The sequence below is a fragment of the Pseudocitrobacter sp. CD920760 genome (genome assembly GCF_057782505.1).
The window spans coordinates 3,134,941-3,152,205 of the sequence record NZ_CM173490.1; the positions used below are offsets into that span (position 1 = coordinate 3,134,941).

At 53.4% G+C, this 17,265-nt stretch carries 16 protein-coding genes; 10 read left to right on the forward strand and 6 right to left on the reverse strand.

Annotated features, from left to right (window positions below; all coding sequences use genetic code 11):
- The first annotated feature begins 63 nt into the window (after positions 1-63).
- The 5 genes from yebS (at position 64) to AC1MKH_RS14745 (ending at position 6,140) form a co-directional block, all read left to right on the forward strand.
- Entirely contained in the window at positions 64-1,347 is a 1,284-nt protein-coding gene (yebS, locus tag AC1MKH_RS14725; RefSeq protein WP_327621905.1) for a membrane integrity lipid transport subunit YebS, read from the forward strand.
- The gene (locus tag AC1MKH_RS14730; RefSeq protein ID WP_276219914.1) at positions 1,316-3,949 is read left to right on the forward strand and encodes a PqiB family protein; all 2,634 of its coding nucleotides are present in this window, start codon (positions 1,316-1,318) and stop codon (positions 3,947-3,949) included. The genes yebS and AC1MKH_RS14730 overlap by 32 nt, the downstream gene beginning before the upstream one ends.
- Positions 3,950-4,027: 78 nt before the next feature.
- Positions 4,028-5,464 (forward strand): 16S rRNA (cytosine(1407)-C(5))-methyltransferase RsmF, encoded by a 1,437-nt coding sequence (rsmF, locus tag AC1MKH_RS14735; RefSeq protein ID WP_276219913.1) that lies wholly within the window; start codon positions 4,028-4,030, stop codon positions 5,462-5,464.
- 116 nt (positions 5,465-5,580) lie between these two features.
- A complete protein-coding gene (locus tag AC1MKH_RS14740; RefSeq protein ID WP_015964053.1) occupies positions 5,581-5,820 on the forward strand; it encodes a YebV family protein in 240 nt (79 codons plus the stop codon).
- 128 nt (positions 5,821-5,948) lie between these two features.
- Positions 5,949-6,140: a YdfD/YebW family protein gene (locus AC1MKH_RS14745; protein ID WP_231827023.1), complete on the forward strand. Its 192-nt coding sequence runs from the start codon at positions 5,949-5,951 to the stop codon at positions 6,138-6,140.
- Positions 6,141-6,149: 9 nt separating this feature from the next.
- On the opposite strand, the gene lpxP is transcribed toward AC1MKH_RS14745, so the two are convergent.
- From lpxP to yobA, 4 genes are all read right to left on the reverse strand, one after another.
- A complete protein-coding gene (gene lpxP, locus AC1MKH_RS14750) occupies positions 6,150-7,082 on the reverse strand; it encodes a kdo(2)-lipid IV(A) palmitoleoyltransferase (RefSeq protein ID WP_231827022.1) in 933 nt (310 codons plus the stop codon).
- Between the two features lie 943 nt (positions 7,083-8,025).
- Positions 8,026-8,364 carry a YebY family protein gene (locus AC1MKH_RS14755; protein ID WP_276219912.1) on the reverse strand — a complete coding sequence of 113 codons (339 nt, stop codon included), beginning with the start codon at positions 8,362-8,364 and terminating at the stop codon, positions 8,026-8,028.
- A gap of 14 nt (positions 8,365-8,378) precedes the next feature.
- The gene (gene copD, locus AC1MKH_RS14760) at positions 8,379-9,248 is read right to left on the reverse strand and encodes a copper homeostasis membrane protein CopD (RefSeq protein ID WP_276219911.1); all 870 of its coding nucleotides are present in this window, start codon (positions 9,246-9,248) and stop codon (positions 8,379-8,381) included.
- Position 9,249: 1 nt separating this feature from the next.
- On the reverse strand, positions 9,250-9,624 hold the full coding sequence (yobA, locus tag AC1MKH_RS14765; RefSeq protein WP_276219910.1) for a CopC domain-containing protein YobA: 375 nt from the start codon (positions 9,622-9,624) through the stop codon (positions 9,250-9,252).
- Between the two features lie 136 nt (positions 9,625-9,760).
- On the opposite strand from yobA, the gene AC1MKH_RS14770 reads away from it, so the two are divergent.
- The 3 genes from AC1MKH_RS14770 to exoX all read left to right on the forward strand — a co-directional run bounded on the left by AC1MKH_RS14770 (position 9,761) and on the right by exoX (position 11,442).
- Positions 9,761-9,991 carry a DNA polymerase III subunit theta gene (locus tag AC1MKH_RS14770; RefSeq protein WP_015964045.1) on the forward strand — a complete coding sequence of 77 codons (231 nt, stop codon included), beginning with the start codon at positions 9,761-9,763 and terminating at the stop codon, positions 9,989-9,991.
- A 99-nt stretch (positions 9,992-10,090) separates the two neighbouring features.
- On the forward strand, positions 10,091-10,759 hold the full coding sequence (locus AC1MKH_RS14775; RefSeq protein WP_276219909.1) for a carbon-nitrogen hydrolase family protein: 669 nt from the start codon (positions 10,091-10,093) through the stop codon (positions 10,757-10,759).
- A gap of 23 nt (positions 10,760-10,782) precedes the next feature.
- Positions 10,783-11,442 (forward strand): exodeoxyribonuclease X, encoded by a 660-nt coding sequence (gene exoX, locus AC1MKH_RS14780; RefSeq protein WP_276219908.1) that lies wholly within the window; start codon positions 10,783-10,785, stop codon positions 11,440-11,442.
- A 1-nt stretch (position 11,443) separates the two neighbouring features.
- Here exoX and ptrB read toward each other — a convergent pair whose 3' ends face one another.
- Both ptrB and AC1MKH_RS14790 read right to left on the reverse strand, forming a co-directional pair.
- Positions 11,444-13,504, reverse strand: a complete 2,061-nt coding sequence (gene ptrB / locus AC1MKH_RS14785; RefSeq protein WP_276219907.1) for an oligopeptidase B — start codon at positions 13,502-13,504, stop codon at positions 11,444-11,446.
- Positions 13,505-13,586: 82 nt separating this feature from the next.
- Positions 13,587-14,228, reverse strand: coding sequence for a tellurite resistance TerB family protein (locus AC1MKH_RS14790; protein ID WP_327621906.1), 642 nt, complete (start codon positions 14,226-14,228; stop codon positions 13,587-13,589).
- A 180-nt stretch (positions 14,229-14,408) separates the two neighbouring features.
- Between AC1MKH_RS14790 and purT the strand changes: the two genes are divergently transcribed.
- Both purT and AC1MKH_RS14800 read left to right on the forward strand, forming a co-directional pair.
- Entirely contained in the window at positions 14,409-15,587 is a 1,179-nt protein-coding gene (purT, locus tag AC1MKH_RS14795) for a formate-dependent phosphoribosylglycinamide formyltransferase (protein WP_276219905.1), read from the forward strand.
- 383 nt (positions 15,588-15,970) lie between these two features.
- Positions 15,971-17,224 (forward strand): nucleoside permease, encoded by a 1,254-nt coding sequence (locus AC1MKH_RS14800; protein ID WP_276219904.1) that lies wholly within the window; start codon positions 15,971-15,973, stop codon positions 17,222-17,224.
- Positions 17,225-17,265: the final 41 nt, after the last annotated feature.

The window sequence follows — 17,265 nt, forward strand, 5'->3', positions numbered from 1 at the left end:
GGCTCAAGTTCAATCCATTCATGAGTTAAGATAGAGTTATACATTCATTCTACGATGTAATAAATGCCACTAAAAACATCACGCATTACACCGACACAGAAAATTCGTATTCATGCGATGGGTGATCCTATCCCGCAGGCACAATACCAACGTTGCCCGCAGTGCGATACGCTTTTTCAGTTACCGTCGGTTAAATCGCACCAATGTGCCTATTGCCCGCGCTGCAATGCCAAAGTTCGCGACGGTCGCGACTGGTCGTTAACGCGTCTTGGCGCCATGGCGATTGCCATGATGCTGCTGATGCCGTTCGCCTGGAGCGAGCCACTGCTCCGCCTGCATCTGCTTGGCGTACGCATCGATGCAAACGTGCTACACGGTATCCAGCAAATGACCGCCCAGGGCGATCCCATTACCGCCGCAATGGTGCTGTTCTGTAGCGTCGCCGCGCCAGCGGTGCTGGTTATCGCCATCGCCTATCTCTGGCTTGGCAATATTCTGGGCATGAACCTGCGCCCGGTGCTGCTGATGCTGGAGAAGCTCAAAGAGTGGGTGATGCTGGATATTTATCTGGTAGGGATCGCCGTTGCGTCTATTAAGGTACAGGATTACGCCTTCCTGCAACCAGGTCTCGGCCTGCCGGCGTTTATTTCTCTGGTGATCCTCAGCATTCTGACGCTTATCCATCTGAATATCGAGGAGCTCTGGGAACGCTTCTATCCTCAACGCCCGGTCACCCGCCCCCATGAAGGGCTGATGGTGTGCCTGGAATGCCATCACACCGGCTTCCCGGATTCGCGCGGGCGCTGCCATCGTTGCCACGTTCCACTCACCAGGCGGCGTCGCCAGAGTCTGCAGAAATGCTGGGCAGCGCTGATTGCCTCCGTCATCTTTCTGTTACCGGCAAACTTTTTGCCGATATCAATTATTTACGTTAACGGCGGGCGACAGGAAGATACCATCATGTCGGGGATTCTTTCTCTGGCGGACAGTAACGTCGCCGTCGCCGCCGTGGTATTCTTCGCCAGTATCCTGGTACCGTTTACCAAAATCATCGTGTTGTTTACGCTGCTGATTAGCATTCATTCCAAATGTGAACAGGGTTTACGCACGCGAATTCTGTTACTGCGATTCGTGACGTGGATTGGTCGCTGGTCGATGCTGGATCTGTTTGTGATCTCGTTGACCATGTCGCTGATTAATCGCGATCAGCTTCTCGCCTTTACAATGGGCCCGGCGGCTTTTTATTTCGGTGCCGCGGTGATATTGACTATTCTTGCTGTTAATTGGCTGGACAGCCGCTTACTTTGGGACGCTCATGAGTCAGGAAACGCCCGCTTCACCGACTGAAGCGAAGATTAAAATTAAACGTCGCATTTCACCTTTCTGGTTGCTTCCGATCATCGCGCTGATGATTGCAGGCTGGCTCATCTGGAACAGTTACGAAGATCGCGGCACCACTATCACCATCGACTTCATGTCGGCGGACGGTATCGTTCCTGGCCGTACGCCTGTGCGCTATCAGGGGGTGGAAGTGGGTACGGTGCAGGAAATTCGCCTGACCGAAGACCTGAACCGTATCGAAGTGAAGGCCAGCATCAAAAGCGATATGGAAGACGCGCTGCGTGATGATACGCAATTCTGGCTGGTGACGCCGAAGGCCTCTCTGGCCGGTGTTTCCGGGTTGGATGCGCTGGTCGGCGGTAACTATATCGGCATGATGCCCGGCAAAGGTAAAGCGCGCGATCACTTCACCGCGCTGGATACGCAGCCAAAATATCGTCTGAATAACGGCGAGCTGATGATTCACCTGCACGCGCCGGATCTCGGTTCGCTCAGCAGCGGCTCGCTGGTCTATTACCGCAAAATCCCCGTTGGACGCGTGTACGATTACGCCATTAATGCCAACAAACGCGGGGTGACCATCGACGTGCTGATTGAGCGCCGTTTCACCAATCTGGTGAAAAAAGGCAGCCGCTTCTGGAATGTGTCGGGTATCAAAGCAGACGTCGATTTGAGCGGTGCGAAGGTGCAGCTTGAAAGCTTAACCGCGTTGGTTAACGGGGCGATAGCCTTCGACTCACCGGAAAATTCAGAAGTGGCTGCGCAAAATGACGAGTACGGTTTGTATGAAGATCTGGCCCACAGCCAGCGCGGCGTTATCGTTAAATTGCAGCTTCCCAGCGGTCAGGGGCTGAAAGCGGGTTCTACTCCCCTGCTCTATCAGGGGCTGGAAGTGGGTCAGTTGACCAAACTGAATCTCAATACCGACAGCTCCGTGACGGGCGAAATGACCGTTGACCCCAGCGTGGTCACGCTGCTGCGCGAGAAAACGCGCATTGAACTGCATGAGCCAAAACTGTCGCTGGAGAACGCCAATCTCAGCATGCTTCTCACCGGAAGTACCTTTGAGCTGGTGCCGGGCGAAGGCGAGGCACGAGACAGCTTTACGGTTCTCCCGGCCAGCAAAACGCTGTTACAACAGCCTGACGTCATGACGCTCTCCCTGAGCGCGCCGGAAAGCTACGGCATTGATGCCGGGCAACCGTTGATTTTGCACGGCGTGAAGGTCGGCCAGGTGATGGAGCGTAAGCTGACGAATAAAGGCGTCACGTTCACCATCGCAATCGAGCCGCAATATCGTGAGCTGATCCATGGCGACAGCAAGTTTGTGGTGAACAGCCGCGTCGATGTCAAAGTCGGTCTTGATGGCGTTGAATTCCTCGGCGCGAGCGCCAATGAATGGCTGAGCGGCGGGATCCGCATTCTGCCGGGTGAAAAAGGCGAGATGAAAGCCGATTATCCGCTGTACGCCAACCTCGAGAAAGCGCAGGAAAATAGCCTTAGCGAGCTGCCTACTTCTACTCTCACCCTGACAGCTGAAACCTTGCCGGATATTCAGGCGGGGTCCGTGGTGCTGTATCGCAAGTTTGAAGTGGGTGAAGTGATTACCGTAAGCCCTCGCGCTAACGCGTTTGATATCTCGCTGCACATCAAACCGGAATACCGTTCCCTGTTGACGCCGGACAGCGTGTTCTGGGCGGAAGGCGGTGCAAAAGTACAGCTGAACGGAAGCGGGTTAACCGTTCAGGCCTCGCCGCTGTCCCGTGCGCTGAAAGGCGCGATCAGTTTCGATAACCTGAGCGGCGCGGGTGGTAATACCCGTAAAGGCGACAAACGTATCCTGTTCGCGTCTGAAACGGCGGCGCGTGCGGTAGGTGGCCAGATTACGCTGCACGCCTTTGATGCCGGGAAACTGGCGGCAGGCATGCCAATTCGTTATCTGGGCATTGATATTGGACAGGTACAAACGCTGGAACTGAACGCCGGGCGCAACGAAGTTCAGGCGCGCGCGGTACTTTATCCGGAGTATGTGAATACCTTCGCGCGTCGCGGCAGTCGCTTCTCGGTTGTGACGCCGCAGATTTCCGCTGCCGGTGTAGAGCACCTCGATACCATCCTGCAACCTTACATCAACGTTGAGATGGGCCAGGGTTCGCCACGTCGCGAATTTGAGCTGCAGGAAGCCACCATCGCCGACTCCCGCTATCTCGACGGGCTGAGTCTGGTGGTGGAAGCGCCGGAAGCCGGTTCGCTGGGCATTGGCACCCCGGTGTTGTTCCGTGGTATCGAAGTGGGCACGGTAACGGGTCTGACGCTGGGGTCGCTTTCTGACCGCGTGATGGTTGAACTACGTATCAGCCAGCGTTATCAGCATCTGGTGCGCAACAATTCAGTCTTCTGGCTGGCATCCGGCTACAGCCTCGACTTCGGACTGACGGGGGGTGTGGTGAAAACCGGCACCTTCAATCAGTTCATTCGCGGCGGTATTGCCTTTGCCACCCCGCCAGGCACACCGCTCGCGCCGAAAGCGCAGGCAGGCAAACACTTCCTGTTACAGGAAGAGGAGCCGAAAGAGTGGCGCCAATGGGGCACCGCCCTGCCACGTTAATGTTAAACGCCCCGGTGTCACTGCGCCGGGGCGTTTATGCTAAACTGCACGCTCTCTGTTTACGTGTGGTACTCCCCAGTGGCTCAAAACTCTGTCTTTCTTCCCGATGAATTCCTCGCGCAGATGCGTGAGGCCATGCCTGCTCACCTCGCCTTTGATGATTTTATTGCCGCCTGCCAGCGCCCGCTGCGCCGCAGTATTCGCGTCAATACATTGAAAATCAGCGTTGCCGATTTCCTGGCACTGGTCGCCCCTTATGGCTGGCAACTGACGCCGGTGCCCTGGTGTGCGGAAGGTTACTGGATTGAACGCGAAGACGAAGAGTCACTGCCGTTAGGCAGCACCGCTGAGCACCTTAGCGGCCTGTTTTATATTCAGGAAGCCAGCTCGATGTTGCCGGTCGCCGCGCTGTTTACCGGGGACGAGCTGCCAAAACGGGTGATGGACGTCGCCGCCGCTCCCGGATCGAAAACCACCCAGATTGCCGCTCGCATGGGCAACCAGGGTGCAATTCTCGCTAATGAGTTTTCCGCCAGCCGGGTAAAAGTTCTCCACGCCAATATCAGCCGCTGCGGTATTGCCAACGTGGCGCTGACCCATTTTGATGGCCGCGTCTTCGGTGCGGCAGTACCGGAAAGTTTTGACGCTATTCTGCTTGATGCGCCGTGTTCCGGCGAAGGCGTAGTGCGTAAAGATCCCGACGCGCTGAAAAACTGGTCGGTACAAAGTAATCTTGAGATTGCCGCCACGCAGCGAGAGCTTATCGACAGCGCCTTTCACGCACTGAAACCTGGCGGTACGCTGGTCTATTCAACCTGTACGCTCAATCGCGACGAAAACGAATCGGTACTGGCCTGGCTGCTGGAACAGTATCCGCAGGCTGTGGAAATCGAATCGCTGGCAACCCTGTTCCCTTCAGCTAAAGAGGCGCTCACGCCCGAAGGTTTCCTCCACGTCTTCCCGCAAATTTACGATTGCGAAGGCTTCTTCGTTGCCCGTCTGCGTAAAATCGCCTCGGTCGAGCCTCTGCCAGCACCGGGCTATAAAGTGGGTAAATTCCCGTTCACACCGATGAAAACCCGCGAATCCGCCGCCGTCACTGAGGCAGCCAGTCAGGTCGGACTGTTCTGGAATGACGCGCTTTCCCTCTGGCAGCGCGATAAGGAGATTTGGCTCTTCCCGGCAGAGATTGAACCGCTGCTCGGAAAAGTCCGTTTCTCGCGCATTGGCCTCAAGCTTGCCGAGACGCATAACAAAGGTTATCGCTGGCAGCACGAAGCGGTGATTGCGCTGGCCGAAACCGACAAACTGGGGCATGAGCTGACGCAGACTGAGGCACAGGAGTGGTATCGCGGGCGCGATATCTACCCAGAAAATGTGCCAAATCACGACGATGTGGTGGTGACGTATCAGGGCTTCCCGCTTGGGCTGGCGAAGCGAATTAGCTCTCGGTTGAAAAACAGTTATCCGCGCGAACTGGTCCGCGACGGCAAACTTTTTGCCGAAAAACCCTGATAAGCGCGCAAAAATAGCGCACTTTTTGACTGGCGATATTCTCTTCGTTGGCTACGCTAAAAAATGGGCGACCTGAACTGGTCGTACCACAATATCAGCGACCAACGGAGAGCATCATGAGTAAAACCAACGTACGCATCGGCGCATTCGAGATAGATGATGCCGAGCTGCACGGCGAGCAGCACGGTGAACGAACGTTAAGCATCCCCTGTAAATCCGACCCTGACTTATGCATGCAGCTAGACGCCTGGGATGCCGACACCAGCGTCCCTGCCGTACTCAACGGCGAACACTCTGTCCTTTACCGTAAACATTACGACCAACGTTCTGATGCCTGGGTACTGCGCTTCGCATAACCCAAAAGGAACCCGCCCACAGGCGGGTTATTTATTTGCATAACCTTTCCCGCCGCTGCCCTTCATCCCCTACACTTAATCCTTAACGGATCCGTTGTGTCATAACCTTTTATCAGACTGAGGGCAGGATGTTCGCACTGGTTTTGTTCATCTGCTACCTTGACGGTGGCTGTGATGATATTGTCGTGGACGTGTATAACTCGGAGAAGCAATGTGTTGCTGCGATGGAAGATCAGCGATTGCGTCGTGGAGGATGTTTTCCGATAGAGGATTTTGTGGACGGGTTCTGGTATCCCGCCCACGAATACAGCGATTTTTGAGGGTACCGATCAGTGCGGAGAAGCCGCATGATAGAGCGACGCTTCGCCGCGTGGACGCGTTTTAAAGCGACGGTGCACCCACAGATACTGTTCCGGCGCGCGTAAAATCTCTTTCTCGATGATTTTATTCATATAGCTGGCCGCATCGATTTCGTCATTCACCGGGTAATCAGACATCACGTCACTGATGTGCAGCACGTAACCTTTCTTATTCGCCTTACGCACCATGGTGATGCTGAGCATTGCCGCGCCTGACAAACGTGAGAGCACCCAGGTCCCGTTGGTCGTTGCCGCTTCGTTCACCGAGAAGAACGGTGCGAAAACGCTACCCTTCGGGCCGTAATCCTGATCTGGCGCAAACCACACGGCTTCACCGGCTTTCAGCGCCTGCACCAGGCCACGCAAATTGCGGCGATCGATCATCGCTTTATTGGAACGCAGGCGACCTTTGGTCTGAACCCACTCCATCAGCGGATCATTATGACGACGGTAGGTTGCCATCATCGGGCGACATAACCCCATGACCCTGCCCCCGAGCTCCAGTGACATAAAGTGCACGCCAACCACCATCACGCCACGATGCTGCTGTAATGCTTTAGTCAGGTTGTCGTAACCTTCGACATCAAACCATTTTTTGACGCGGGCATCGCTCCAGAACCAGGCCATACCGGTTTCAATCAGGCCCATCCCGAGCGACATAAAGTTTTGCTCAAGCATCGCTTCACGTGAAGCCGCGTCCATCTGAGGGAAGCAGAGTTCAATATTACGCGCCGCAATGCGCTCGCGGCGCTTGAGAAAACGACGAGACATTTTACCCACCGTTGAACCGAGGGCATGTAAGACAGGATAAGGAAGCTGGACGATGAGCCAAAGCACACCTAAGCCGAACCACGTTAACCAGTTACGCGGATGCAATAACCGGGTATCAAATTCTTTAGACATCATTTTTTCCTGAGGCATGAAAAAAAGTAGCGCGTAAGGAAAAAATGAATCCTTTTCATCACTCTTTATGCGGTACGTATAAGAGTTTGACAGTAATACGTTCGGCTAATTCACTTTCAGGACAAGACTTTACAAAAGAGACCTGAAAAAAGAAAAAAACTTACCGGAAGGCTGTAGCTTAACTCCCCGTTAGAGTGCACTCTTTTTAGCAAAAAGGATAGCGCGATTTGCACCCACCACACGATTACATAAAGCCTGAGCGCCCCGCCGGGCGCGGCATACGGTGATTTGTTCGCCATAGCAGATGATTAATCAGGCATTTCCGAATTATTCATTAGGTGAGGACTTATCACAGAAATAAATATTTACCGCACTCCTTTATTTATTCTATTTGTCAGAGCATTCTTAACTCTGACGATTTTATAAATGCGATGATACGGAGAGCGTAAAACAGATCATAAGGCTAATTATTTCGCGATACATTGATAAATGCGCCTGAACATACAGAAACACCGAGCAATCATGGCGATTCACCTGCGACGGGCGAAACAGACTGGTAGAAAAAATAAATGTAAAGTAATTGTTAATGACGCAATCGCTATGATATAAAGAAAAAGGACGTACCGGCGGGTATGGCTCTTTGCTCAGGATGCTAAGCGCCACAGATGGCGCAACAGACTGATAAAAAGAGACCGAATACGATTCCTGTATTCGGTCCAGGGAAATGGCTCTTGGGAGAGAGCCGTGCGCTAAAAGTTGGCATTAATGCAGGCTAAGTCGCCTTGCACTATAAGAATAGATGACCGTGCCAGGTTTTCCAGTCCGCGACGAAAGCGGTCAGAAAATTTCGGCGTCAAAAAACGGCAGACCATAAAAAAACCGCTCGCACATTCCCGGAATGGCGGCGGTTTTTTATTTGGAATCAATTAGATATTTTTGACAATCAGCACAGCTTTTCGGCGCGTTCGATAAACGGTGCCAGGCTCATTTTCTCTCCCGGACGCGCAGGATCATCAATTTGTATGATGCTCAGCGGCTGCGCGGTGGTCTTCCCGACCTTAACCTGCTCTTCGGCAATGCCGTTAAGCGGATATTGAACCAGCGTGCTTGGGTTAATCACATACAGCGCATTGCCCGGGCGACAGGTCAGCATCACCTCTTCCCGATTAAACGCCCACTTATCTTTCCCCACCTCAAAGCGGCTCACGGTGATAATTTGCGGGGCGGCCAGCGCGGAACCCGCCGCCGTTAACAATAAAAGAGTCAGAACGATTTTTTTCATATCTTCGCCATTATTTAAAAAGGTTCCCAGGTGGCAAACAGGCTGACGCATGCCAGCACCAGCGCCCCAAGAACAAGTTCTACCTGCGTTGTGCGCAGAAAAAAGCGTTGCGTAGCGGGCTCGGCCATCACCATTCGCGGCACGACAACATAGCGGTTCACCAGCGCAATAACCACCATCATGGCGACCAGCGCACATTTTACCAGCAGCATGCGGCTATAAGGTGTATCCAGCGGCCAGCCATTCTGAATCAATAATGCGTTAACGATCCCCGTCAGCACGACACCCGCCACCGCGAGATGCCCGTACCGCGAAAAACGCATCATGGTATAGATTGCCGCCTGCCGCCAGCGCCCTTTTGCCAGTCTCAGACAATAAAGAAACGGCAATAAGCCGCCAAGCCAGGCCGCTGCAAACAGCAGATGCAGCCCATGATTCCCGCGCTGTAGCGCGCCAATAGCCCCGTCGCGCATTGCCGAATGCCCGGTACCTGCCAACAGGATAAACTGCGCCGCCGTCAGGAGCAGCAGTAAACGCATCATCTGACGCGGTTTCACCCAACCAATGGTTAGCGCCACGCCCGCCAGAATGATTTGCCACAGCCAGACACCGCCAAATTGCGTCGCCGCCACCGCCAGCCAGACTTCAGGCTGCCAGACGTCGCGCCAGCCATCCCCCATCAACCCGCCCTGCACTATTAGCATCAGCAGTGCCGATGCGGCGCAGGCCAGCAGCGAGAGATGAATCAGCGGTGCAAAGCGCTGACTGAAAAGACGGCGCAGCGGTGGTGGAGCCCACCAGCCGCCATAAAGCGCGCATCCCAGTACCGCCATCAGCGCAGCAAAATGCACGAAGCGCAGCCCAACATAGAGCGTCGTCAGCATATTATTTCACGCGAAACTGGTACTGACCCTGGGTTTTATGCCCATCGACTGACACCACGTGCCAGTTAACGGTATAGAGCCCGGATGCCAGCGGTTGATTGATCGGAACCGTCAGTTCCGTTTTATCAGTTTCACTGCGTACCGCTTTGCCCGTTTCGACTTTTTTATCATCTGCGCCAGTCACCGTGACGCCGCTGAAGCGCGATTCGACGCCTTCAGAGAAATGCAGCGTGATAGATTGCGGAGCGGGGCTCACTTCACTTTCTGCGGCAGGCACCGGTTGTTTGAGGTGGGCATGCGCCCAGACAGCCGGGGCAGAGAGGGAGCAGGTTAAAAACAGCGTAGCGCAGAGCACGCGAACGGCGTGGGATCCCATATTGTTCATTCCCTTTTGTTATGGATGTAGCTGAAAGAATAACCTTGTATAATTCCTGAGTCGAGATGTGGCGCCATTAAGCTTGCCATTCTACTAGACTCTTAGTAACGTTGCGCCCTGAAAAGGAGAGAATCTGATGCATACTAATCTGGCTAAACTACCGCAAGATGAGATGGATAAAGTTAACGTCGATCTTGCCGCAGCGGGCGTCGCCTTTAAAGAACGCTATAACATGCCAGTGGTTGCCGAAGTGGTGGAACGCGAACAGCCGGAACACCTTCGCGATTGGTTCCGCGAGCGTTTAATCGCCCATCGTCTGGCCTCGGTTTCCCTGTCTCGTTTGCCTTACGAGCCGAAACAAAAATAATCCTTACGGACTGTTACACTTCCTTACGGCAATCGGTGTAAACTTCTTCAGGAAAATCTGAAGTAACGACCCACTGACCTCTTGTTGAAGGAAGCAACTATGCTGGCATGGTCTATTGCAGCGGCGCAATTCGCGCCGCAGAACGGCAGCCTCGCCGAAAATATCGTTCACCATCTCCGTTTTATCCGCGCCGCGGCGAAACTGGAATGTAAGGTATTAATTTTCCCTGAACTCTCTCTGACTGGCCTGACGGGTGAGTCCGGGCTCCCCTCACCTCCCAGTAACGACCAGTTGCAACCGCTCACCGATGCGGCCCGCCAGCATCAGATAACCATTGTGGCTGGCTTACCCGTTGAGGAAAACGGTCAACGCAGTAAGGGCGTGGCCATATTCTCCCCCGACATCGCGAAACCGTATACCTGTGCGCAGGGCAACGGTACCTGCCTGACGCCGGAATCGCGCTATATTAGCGTGTTCAATTTGAATAACGATGGCTGCGATCTATCGCCACAGGCGTCGCTGCTGGCCACACTCACCAGCACCGCAGAATCCCAGCAAAGCCTGAATACTCAGCGGTTACAATGGTTTGCACGTAAGCACGCCATCGCGGTGCTCAAGTCTAACTACAGCTGCGATGACTTTTCCGGCGGCAGCGCCCTATGGGATGAAACCGGGCAACTGATCGTCCGGGCGGACCAGGGTGAACTACTGGTCACCGGCAGAAAAAGCGCTCAGGGTTGGCAAGGCGACATCATTCCATTACGCTAGCTTCTTTTGGCCGGGAGTAAGCCATGTTACGCGTGATCGATACCGAAACCTGCGACCTTCAGGGGGGCGTCGTTGAGATAGCTTCCGTAGATGTCGTGGATGGGAAAATCACCAACCCAATGAGCCACCTCGTGCGCCCCGATCGCCCGATCAGCGCACAGGCGATGGCAATTCACCGCATTACGGAAGAGATGGTTGCCAATCAGCCGTGGATTGAAGAGGTTCTGCCTTTTTACCAGGGAAGCCCGTGGTATGTCGCGCACAACGCCAGTTTCGACCGTCGCGTTCTGCCAGAAATGAACGGTGAGTGGATTTGCACGATGAAGATGGCGCGTCGGTTATGGCCCGGCATCAAATACAGCAACATGGCGCTGTATAAGTCGCGCAAACTGAGCATCGCCACGCCGCCGGGGTTACATCATCACCGCGCGCTGTATGATTGCTATATCACTGCCGCATTACTGATTGATATCATCGATGTTTCTGGCTGGTCGCCCGAACAAATGGTCGATGTCACCGGACGCCCGGCGCTGCTGCGCACCTTTACCTTTGGTAAATATCGCGGCAAAGAGGTTTCGGAAGTGGCGGAGAACGATCCAGGTTATTTACGGTGGTTGTTCAACAACCTGGATCGAATGAGCCCGGAATTGCGCCTCACGTTAAAGCACTATCTGGGCGAATAAATTAGCGGACGCTTCTGCCGGGTAAGGTACCCTGAGCCAGCGCAATCAGAAACGTGAATTCGAGCGCTACGCCTTCATAACTTTTGAAGCGCCCCGACTTTCCACCATGCCCGGAGTCCATATCCGTACACAGCAGCAGAAGGTTATCATCCACCTTCTGCTCGCGCAGTTTCGCCACCCATTTCGCGGGCTCCCAGTACTGTACCTGAGAATCATGCAACCCGGTGGTGACCAGCAGATGCGGATACGCCATCGGCTGCACATTATCGTAGGGGCTGTAGGACTTCATGTAGTGGTAATAGGTTTCATCCTGCGGATTTCCCCACTCCTCAAACTCCCCGGTGGTCAGCGGAATAGACTCATCCAGCATCGTCGTGACGACATCAACAAATGGCACCTGCGCCACCACGCCATGGAACAGTTCAGGGCGCAGATTAATAGCGGTTCCCATTAACATCCCGCCCGCGCTGCCCCCCATGCCGTAGCACAGTTTGGCATCACCATAGCCCTGAGCCAGCAGCGCATCGGTCACATCAAGGTAATCATTGAAGGTATTCATCTTCTTGAGGAATTTGCCATCTTCATACCACTGCTGCCCTAACTCGCCGCCGCCGCGAACGTGGGCGATAGCATAGACAAAACCGCGATCCAGCAGGCTCAGACGGCTGCCGCTGAAATCGGCGTCCATACTGGCGCCGTAAGAGCCATAGCCATACACCAGCAGCGGATTTTTTCCTTTGCGGAAATGTTCGCGGTGATACACCAGCGAAACCGGGACTTCCACGCCATCGCGCGCGGTGATCCAAACGTGTTCGCTCTGGTAACGCAAGGCGTCGAAACCTTTAACCTCCTGCTGCTTCAGCACCTGACGCTCGCCGGTGTCCATATCCAGCTCAAACAGCGTATCCGGCGTGGTCATGGACGAATAGCCATAGCGCAGCCGCGACGTTTCCGGCTCAGGATTATAGGCCACCCAGGTGACATAGGCCGGGTCATCAAAGGCGATCCCGCTCTCTTCATGCGTATGGCGATTAATCTGCCGCAGGCTGGTCAGGCCGTGCTGACGCTCCTCCAGCACCAGCCAGTCGGTAAAGAGCGTAAAGCTCTCAAGCATCACATCATCGCGTGCCGGAATCAGCGTTTGCCACTGTTTCTCATCGCGTACATTACTGCGGTAAAGACCGAAGTTTTTCCCTTCACGGTTGGAGCGAATATAAAAATGATGCTGAAAGTGATCGATGCTGTATTCATGATCTTTTCGACGCGGCAGGAACACGATCGGTTCGGCATCCGGCAACTCGGCATCAAGCAGCCGCATTTCGCTGGTCGTGGCGCTGGAGAGCGCGATCACCACATAGTGTTTCGAGGACGTTTTATGCAGGCTGACGTAGAACGTGTCATCTTTCTCTTCATACACCAGCGTATCCTGCGCCGCAGGCGTACCGATGCGATGTCGCCACACCTGCCACGGCAGAAGCGTCGTGGGGTGCTTGCGAACATAATAGAGCGTTTGAGAATCATTGACCCAGACGATGCCAGGAGAGACATTCTCCAGCACTTCAGGATACCAAATCCCGGTACGCAAATTGCAAAAACGCAGGCCGTACTGGCGACGCGAAAGATAATCTTCGGTGATCGCCAGCAGATCGTTGTCCGGTGAAACCGTCAGCCCACCGAGGGTATAAAATTCGCTGTGCGCGGCGCGCTGATTAGCGTCGAGCAACAGATCCCAGGGTTCCCACTCCCCCTTCTGCACCGACTGGCGCTGATATATCGCGTACTCGCAGCCCGGCTCATACACCTGGCGATAGCGATAACCGTTTTTGGTATAGGGCGCGGACTCTTCTCGCTGAGGAATACGGTCGATGATCTCCTTCAGCACGCGCTCCTGAAGCTCGCGCTGAGAATCCATCACACTTTTTCCGTAATCATTTTCCTGATGCAGATAATCGAGGACCTCTGGCTCTGCGCGATTGTCGTCGCGCAGCCAGAAATAGTTATCGATACGCGTATCGCCATGAAGCGTCATGGCGTGAGGAATTCGTTTCGCTTTTGGCGGCATGTCATTGTTCTTCTGTATTAGTCACACCCTATAAGGGTGGACAAATTAAACGACGATGCAAGCGAAACCTGTGACAAGACGTTTAAAGTTGCTGTTTTTGTTGCTGCAAATCCTGCTCGATGCCTTCTCGCACTTCCGGCGGCAGCTTCAGCGCGTCGCCCAGCGCATTCAGATAGCTGCGCTCCATAAAGTGATCGATATCTATCGCCGCACAACTCACAAAGTAAAGCTCTAAAGCTTCCTCTTCGTTATGCACATCACGCGCCAGACGTTGGGGATCGAGCGGCTGTTCAATAGCCTGGGCGATCAGCGCACGCCCCTGCTCCTCAACACCGGCTTCGCGCAGTTGCTGTTCGATGGCCGCCTGCTCTTTGGCATCAATATGCCCGTCGCTCTTCGCGGCGAACACCAGCGCCAGAATCAGTCGCTGCGTGCGCACATCCAGCGGCGCGGCAGGTTCACCGTATCTCTGTTCTGTTTGCGGATTGCCCTTTAACTTATCTTTATATTTGTTCCACAACACGCTGCCCGCCACCGCACCGCCGCCGACTAACAGCGCCCCGGTGCCGTATTTCGCCAGCATTTTGCGCGAGGATTTACTGGCGACCAGCAACCCCGCCAGCCCGCCCAGTGCGCCAGGCACCAGCATTTGGCTGAGATCTTTCTTCCCCTCACCCGATTTTTGCCCCAGCAGCGATTGCAGTTGATTAAGCCAGCCAGACATATGACCTCCGATAGATTTGTGCCAGTTATCCAGCGTAGGCGAGTCGATGTCAGGATATGTCTGCGCCGCATAAAGATGCGCAAATTTAAGGTGATAGCGCGGGGTTAACGCTGACAGCAAGACAGACGCAAACGTTTTCGTTTATAATGCGCGAAATTTTGACAGACGATGGAAGATGCAATGACTTTACTAGGCACAGCCCTGCGTCCTGCGGCGACGCGCGTAATGCTTTTAGGTTCTGGCGAACTCGGAAAAGAGGTTGCCATTGAGTGTCAGCGACTGGGAATTGAAGTGATTGCTGTCGATCGCTATGCCGATGCGCCTGCCATGCACGTCGCTCACCGCTCGCACGTCATTAACATGCTGGATGGTCAGGCGCTGAAAGCGCTGGTCGAGGCGGAAAAACCGCATTTCATCGTGCCGGAAATTGAAGCTATCGCCACCGACATGCTGGTTGAACTGGAACGTCAGGGCCAGAACGTGGTGCCCTGCGCGCGCGCCACGCAGCTGACCATGAACCGCGAAGGCATTCGTCGCCTGGCCGCCGAAGAACTCAAGCTCCCCACGTCGGCATATCGCTTCGCCGACAGCGAAGCGGCGTTCCGTGATGCCGTCACGGAAATTGGCCTGCCCTGCATCATCAAACCGGTAATGAGCTCATCCGGCAAAGGCCAGAGTTTTATCCGCAGCGAAGCGCAGCTCGCCGACGCCTGGCTGTATGCCCAGCAGGGTGGCCGTGCGGGCGCGGGCCGCGTCATCGTCGAAGGCGTGGTGAATTTTGATTTTGAAATCACCCTGCTGACGGTGAGCGCGGTCGATGGCGTTCACTTCTGTGCACCGGTCGGTCACCGCCAGGAAGATGGCGATTATCGTGAATCGTGGCAGCCGCAGCAGATGAGTCCGCTCGCCCTGGAACGTGCACAGGCTATCGCCCGCGACGTTGTGCTGGCGCTGGGCGGTCATGGTTTGTTTGGTGTGGAACTGTTTGTCTGTGGCGATGACGTTGTCTTCAGCGAGGTTTCCCCACGCCCGCATGACACCGGGATGGTGACGCTGATTTCACAAGACCTCTCCGAGTTCGCCCTGCACGTTCGCGCATTCCTGGGCCTGCCGGTTGGCGCGATTCGTCAGTATGGTCCGTCCGCCTCAGCGGTTATTCTGCCGCGTTTACAGAGCCAGAACGTCACCTTTGATAACGTTAATGGCGCGGTCGGTGCGGGTCTGCAGGTTCGATTGTTTGCAAAACCGGAAATCGAGGGTACGCGTCGAATGGGCGTGGCGCTGGCAACAGCGGATTCGGTTGATGACGCCATCGAGCGGGCAAAAGCTGCTGCTGCCGCCGTGATCGTAAAAGGATAGTTAAGCGGGTTCTTAACGCGAAAGATTTAGTCTGTTTTTCATTCTCCGCTCACAGAATGTTAAAGCATCCGGTAATAGTGATATATTACCGGATGCTCGTTATACACCCACAAAATATTAAAACCATAAGCATATAAAAAACGTTATAAATAACGCCGCATACCTACGCACTAAATAAACAGAATCAATATAGAAATGATCTTGAGCGCAACAGTAAAATGTATTGGTTTTTATCGCCACTGTTCGATTATAAAGATAGCGTACCGATATTACACCTAATCGACATGAACTTTATTCATTTCGATATATCGGCGCAACATAAACTCAATGCATTCATTTTTTATTAAGGGTTTACTATTATTTATATTACGTAGGTAAATAACATGAATCTGAAACTTCAATTAAAAACGCTTTCTTTTCTACAGTTTTTTCTATGGGGGAGTTGGCTTAACACCTTTGGCTCCTACATGTTTATTACATTGCACTTCAAGGGTGAAGATATCGGTGCGGTATACAGCACCTTGGGGATTGCCGCCGTCATTACCTCAACCTTGTTTGGGATAGTCGCGGATAAATGGATTAGCGCAAAATGGGTTTATGCCGCTTGTCACTTTATCGGCGCCATCATGCTATTTATTGCCGCGACAGTCACTACCCCCTCCGCGATGTTCACGGTTATCCTGTTGAATTCTTTAGTTTACATGCCAACTCTTGGTCTCAGTAATACTATCTCCTACTATCGACTACAAAATGCAGGGTTGGATATTGTTGCGGCGTTCCCGCCTATTCGCATATGGGGAACCATCGGTTTCATTGCTGCGATGTGGGCGGTAAGCCTTGCGGGGTTCGAACTTAGCCATGTTCAGCTCTACATCGGTGCCGCAGCCTCTCTGGCATTAAGCCTGTTTACATTAACGTTACCCCGTATCCCGGTCGCTAAGTCGAATCAGGCGCGCGGTATTATCGACGTATTGGGACTACGCGCTTTTGCTTTATTCAAAAATAGCAAAATGGCCATCTTTTTTATTTTTTCGATGCTGTTGGGTGCCGAGTTACAAATCACGGGTATGTTTGGTAATACCTACCTGCACAGCTTTGAGCGCATTCCTGAATTTGCCAATAGTTTTGTGGTTACACATGCATCAATTCTGCTGTCTGTATCCCAGATCTCAGAGGTTTGTTTTATCCTGGCGATTCCGTTTTTCCTGAAGCGTTTTGGTATTAAGAATGTCATGTTAATGAGCATGATTGCCTGGATGTTACGTTTTGGCCTTTTTGCATATGGCGACCCGTCTTTCATTGGTACCTTATTTTTAATCCTCTCCATGATTGTTTACGGTTGCGCATTTGATTTCTTCAATATTTCAGGTTCTGTGTTTGTTGAGCAAGAGGTTGACCCATCCATTCGCAACAGTGCGCAGGGCGTATTTTTAATGATGGCCAATGGCTTCGGTTGCATCCTGGGTGGGTTTGTCAGTGGCAAGGTTGTCGATTATTTAACCGTTGCAGGCAATCCCGAATGGAAAACAATTTGGTTAGTCTTCGCCGGGTATTCGCTCATCCTCGCGGTCATATTTGTAATGATATTCAAATACAACCATAAAGGCACCCGTGTCTCCACGGGTAATTTTGCATAAACCGATACCGAAAACGCAACACCATGGATTAGCGAAAAGGA

What these genes read in the sequence shown, in the direction of transcription:
- AC1MKH_RS14755 (WP_276219912.1), bottom strand. Translation starts at nt 8,364, where the DNA reads ATGAAAAAAATCGTTCTGACTCTTTTATTGTTAACGGCGGCGGGTTCC.
- yebS (WP_327621905.1), top strand. Translation starts at nt 64, where the DNA reads ATGCCACTAAAAACATCACGCATTACACCGACACAGAAAATTCGTATT.
- purT (WP_276219905.1), top strand. Translation starts at nt 14,409, where the DNA reads ATGACTTTACTAGGCACAGCCCTGCGTCCTGCGGCGACGCGCGTAATG.
- AC1MKH_RS14740 (WP_015964053.1), top strand. Translation starts at nt 5,581, where the DNA reads ATGAGTAAAACCAACGTACGCATCGGCGCATTCGAGATAGATGATGCC.
- yobA (WP_276219910.1), bottom strand. Translation starts at nt 9,624, where the DNA reads ATGGGATCCCACGCCGTTCGCGTGCTCTGCGCTACGCTGTTTTTAACC.
- ptrB (WP_276219907.1), bottom strand. Translation starts at nt 13,504, where the DNA reads ATGCCGCCAAAAGCGAAACGAATTCCTCACGCCATGACGCTTCATGGC.
- AC1MKH_RS14770 (WP_015964045.1), top strand. Translation starts at nt 9,761, where the DNA reads ATGCATACTAATCTGGCTAAACTACCGCAAGATGAGATGGATAAAGTT.
- AC1MKH_RS14790 (WP_327621906.1), bottom strand. Translation starts at nt 14,228, where the DNA reads ATGTCTGGCTGGCTTAATCAACTGCAATCGCTGCTGGGGCAAAAATCG.
- AC1MKH_RS14745 (WP_231827023.1), top strand. Translation starts at nt 5,949, where the DNA reads ATGTTCGCACTGGTTTTGTTCATCTGCTACCTTGACGGTGGCTGTGAT.
- AC1MKH_RS14775 (WP_276219909.1), top strand. Translation starts at nt 10,091, where the DNA reads ATGCTGGCATGGTCTATTGCAGCGGCGCAATTCGCGCCGCAGAACGGC.
- AC1MKH_RS14800 (WP_276219904.1), top strand. Translation starts at nt 15,971, where the DNA reads ATGAATCTGAAACTTCAATTAAAAACGCTTTCTTTTCTACAGTTTTTT.
- AC1MKH_RS14730 (WP_276219914.1), top strand. Translation starts at nt 1,316, where the DNA reads ATGAGTCAGGAAACGCCCGCTTCACCGACTGAAGCGAAGATTAAAATT.
- exoX (WP_276219908.1), top strand. Translation starts at nt 10,783, where the DNA reads ATGTTACGCGTGATCGATACCGAAACCTGCGACCTTCAGGGGGGCGTC.
- lpxP (WP_231827022.1), bottom strand. Translation starts at nt 7,082, where the DNA reads ATGTCTAAAGAATTTGATACCCGGTTATTGCATCCGCGTAACTGGTTA.
- copD (WP_276219911.1), bottom strand. Translation starts at nt 9,248, where the DNA reads ATGCTGACGACGCTCTATGTTGGGCTGCGCTTCGTGCATTTTGCTGCG.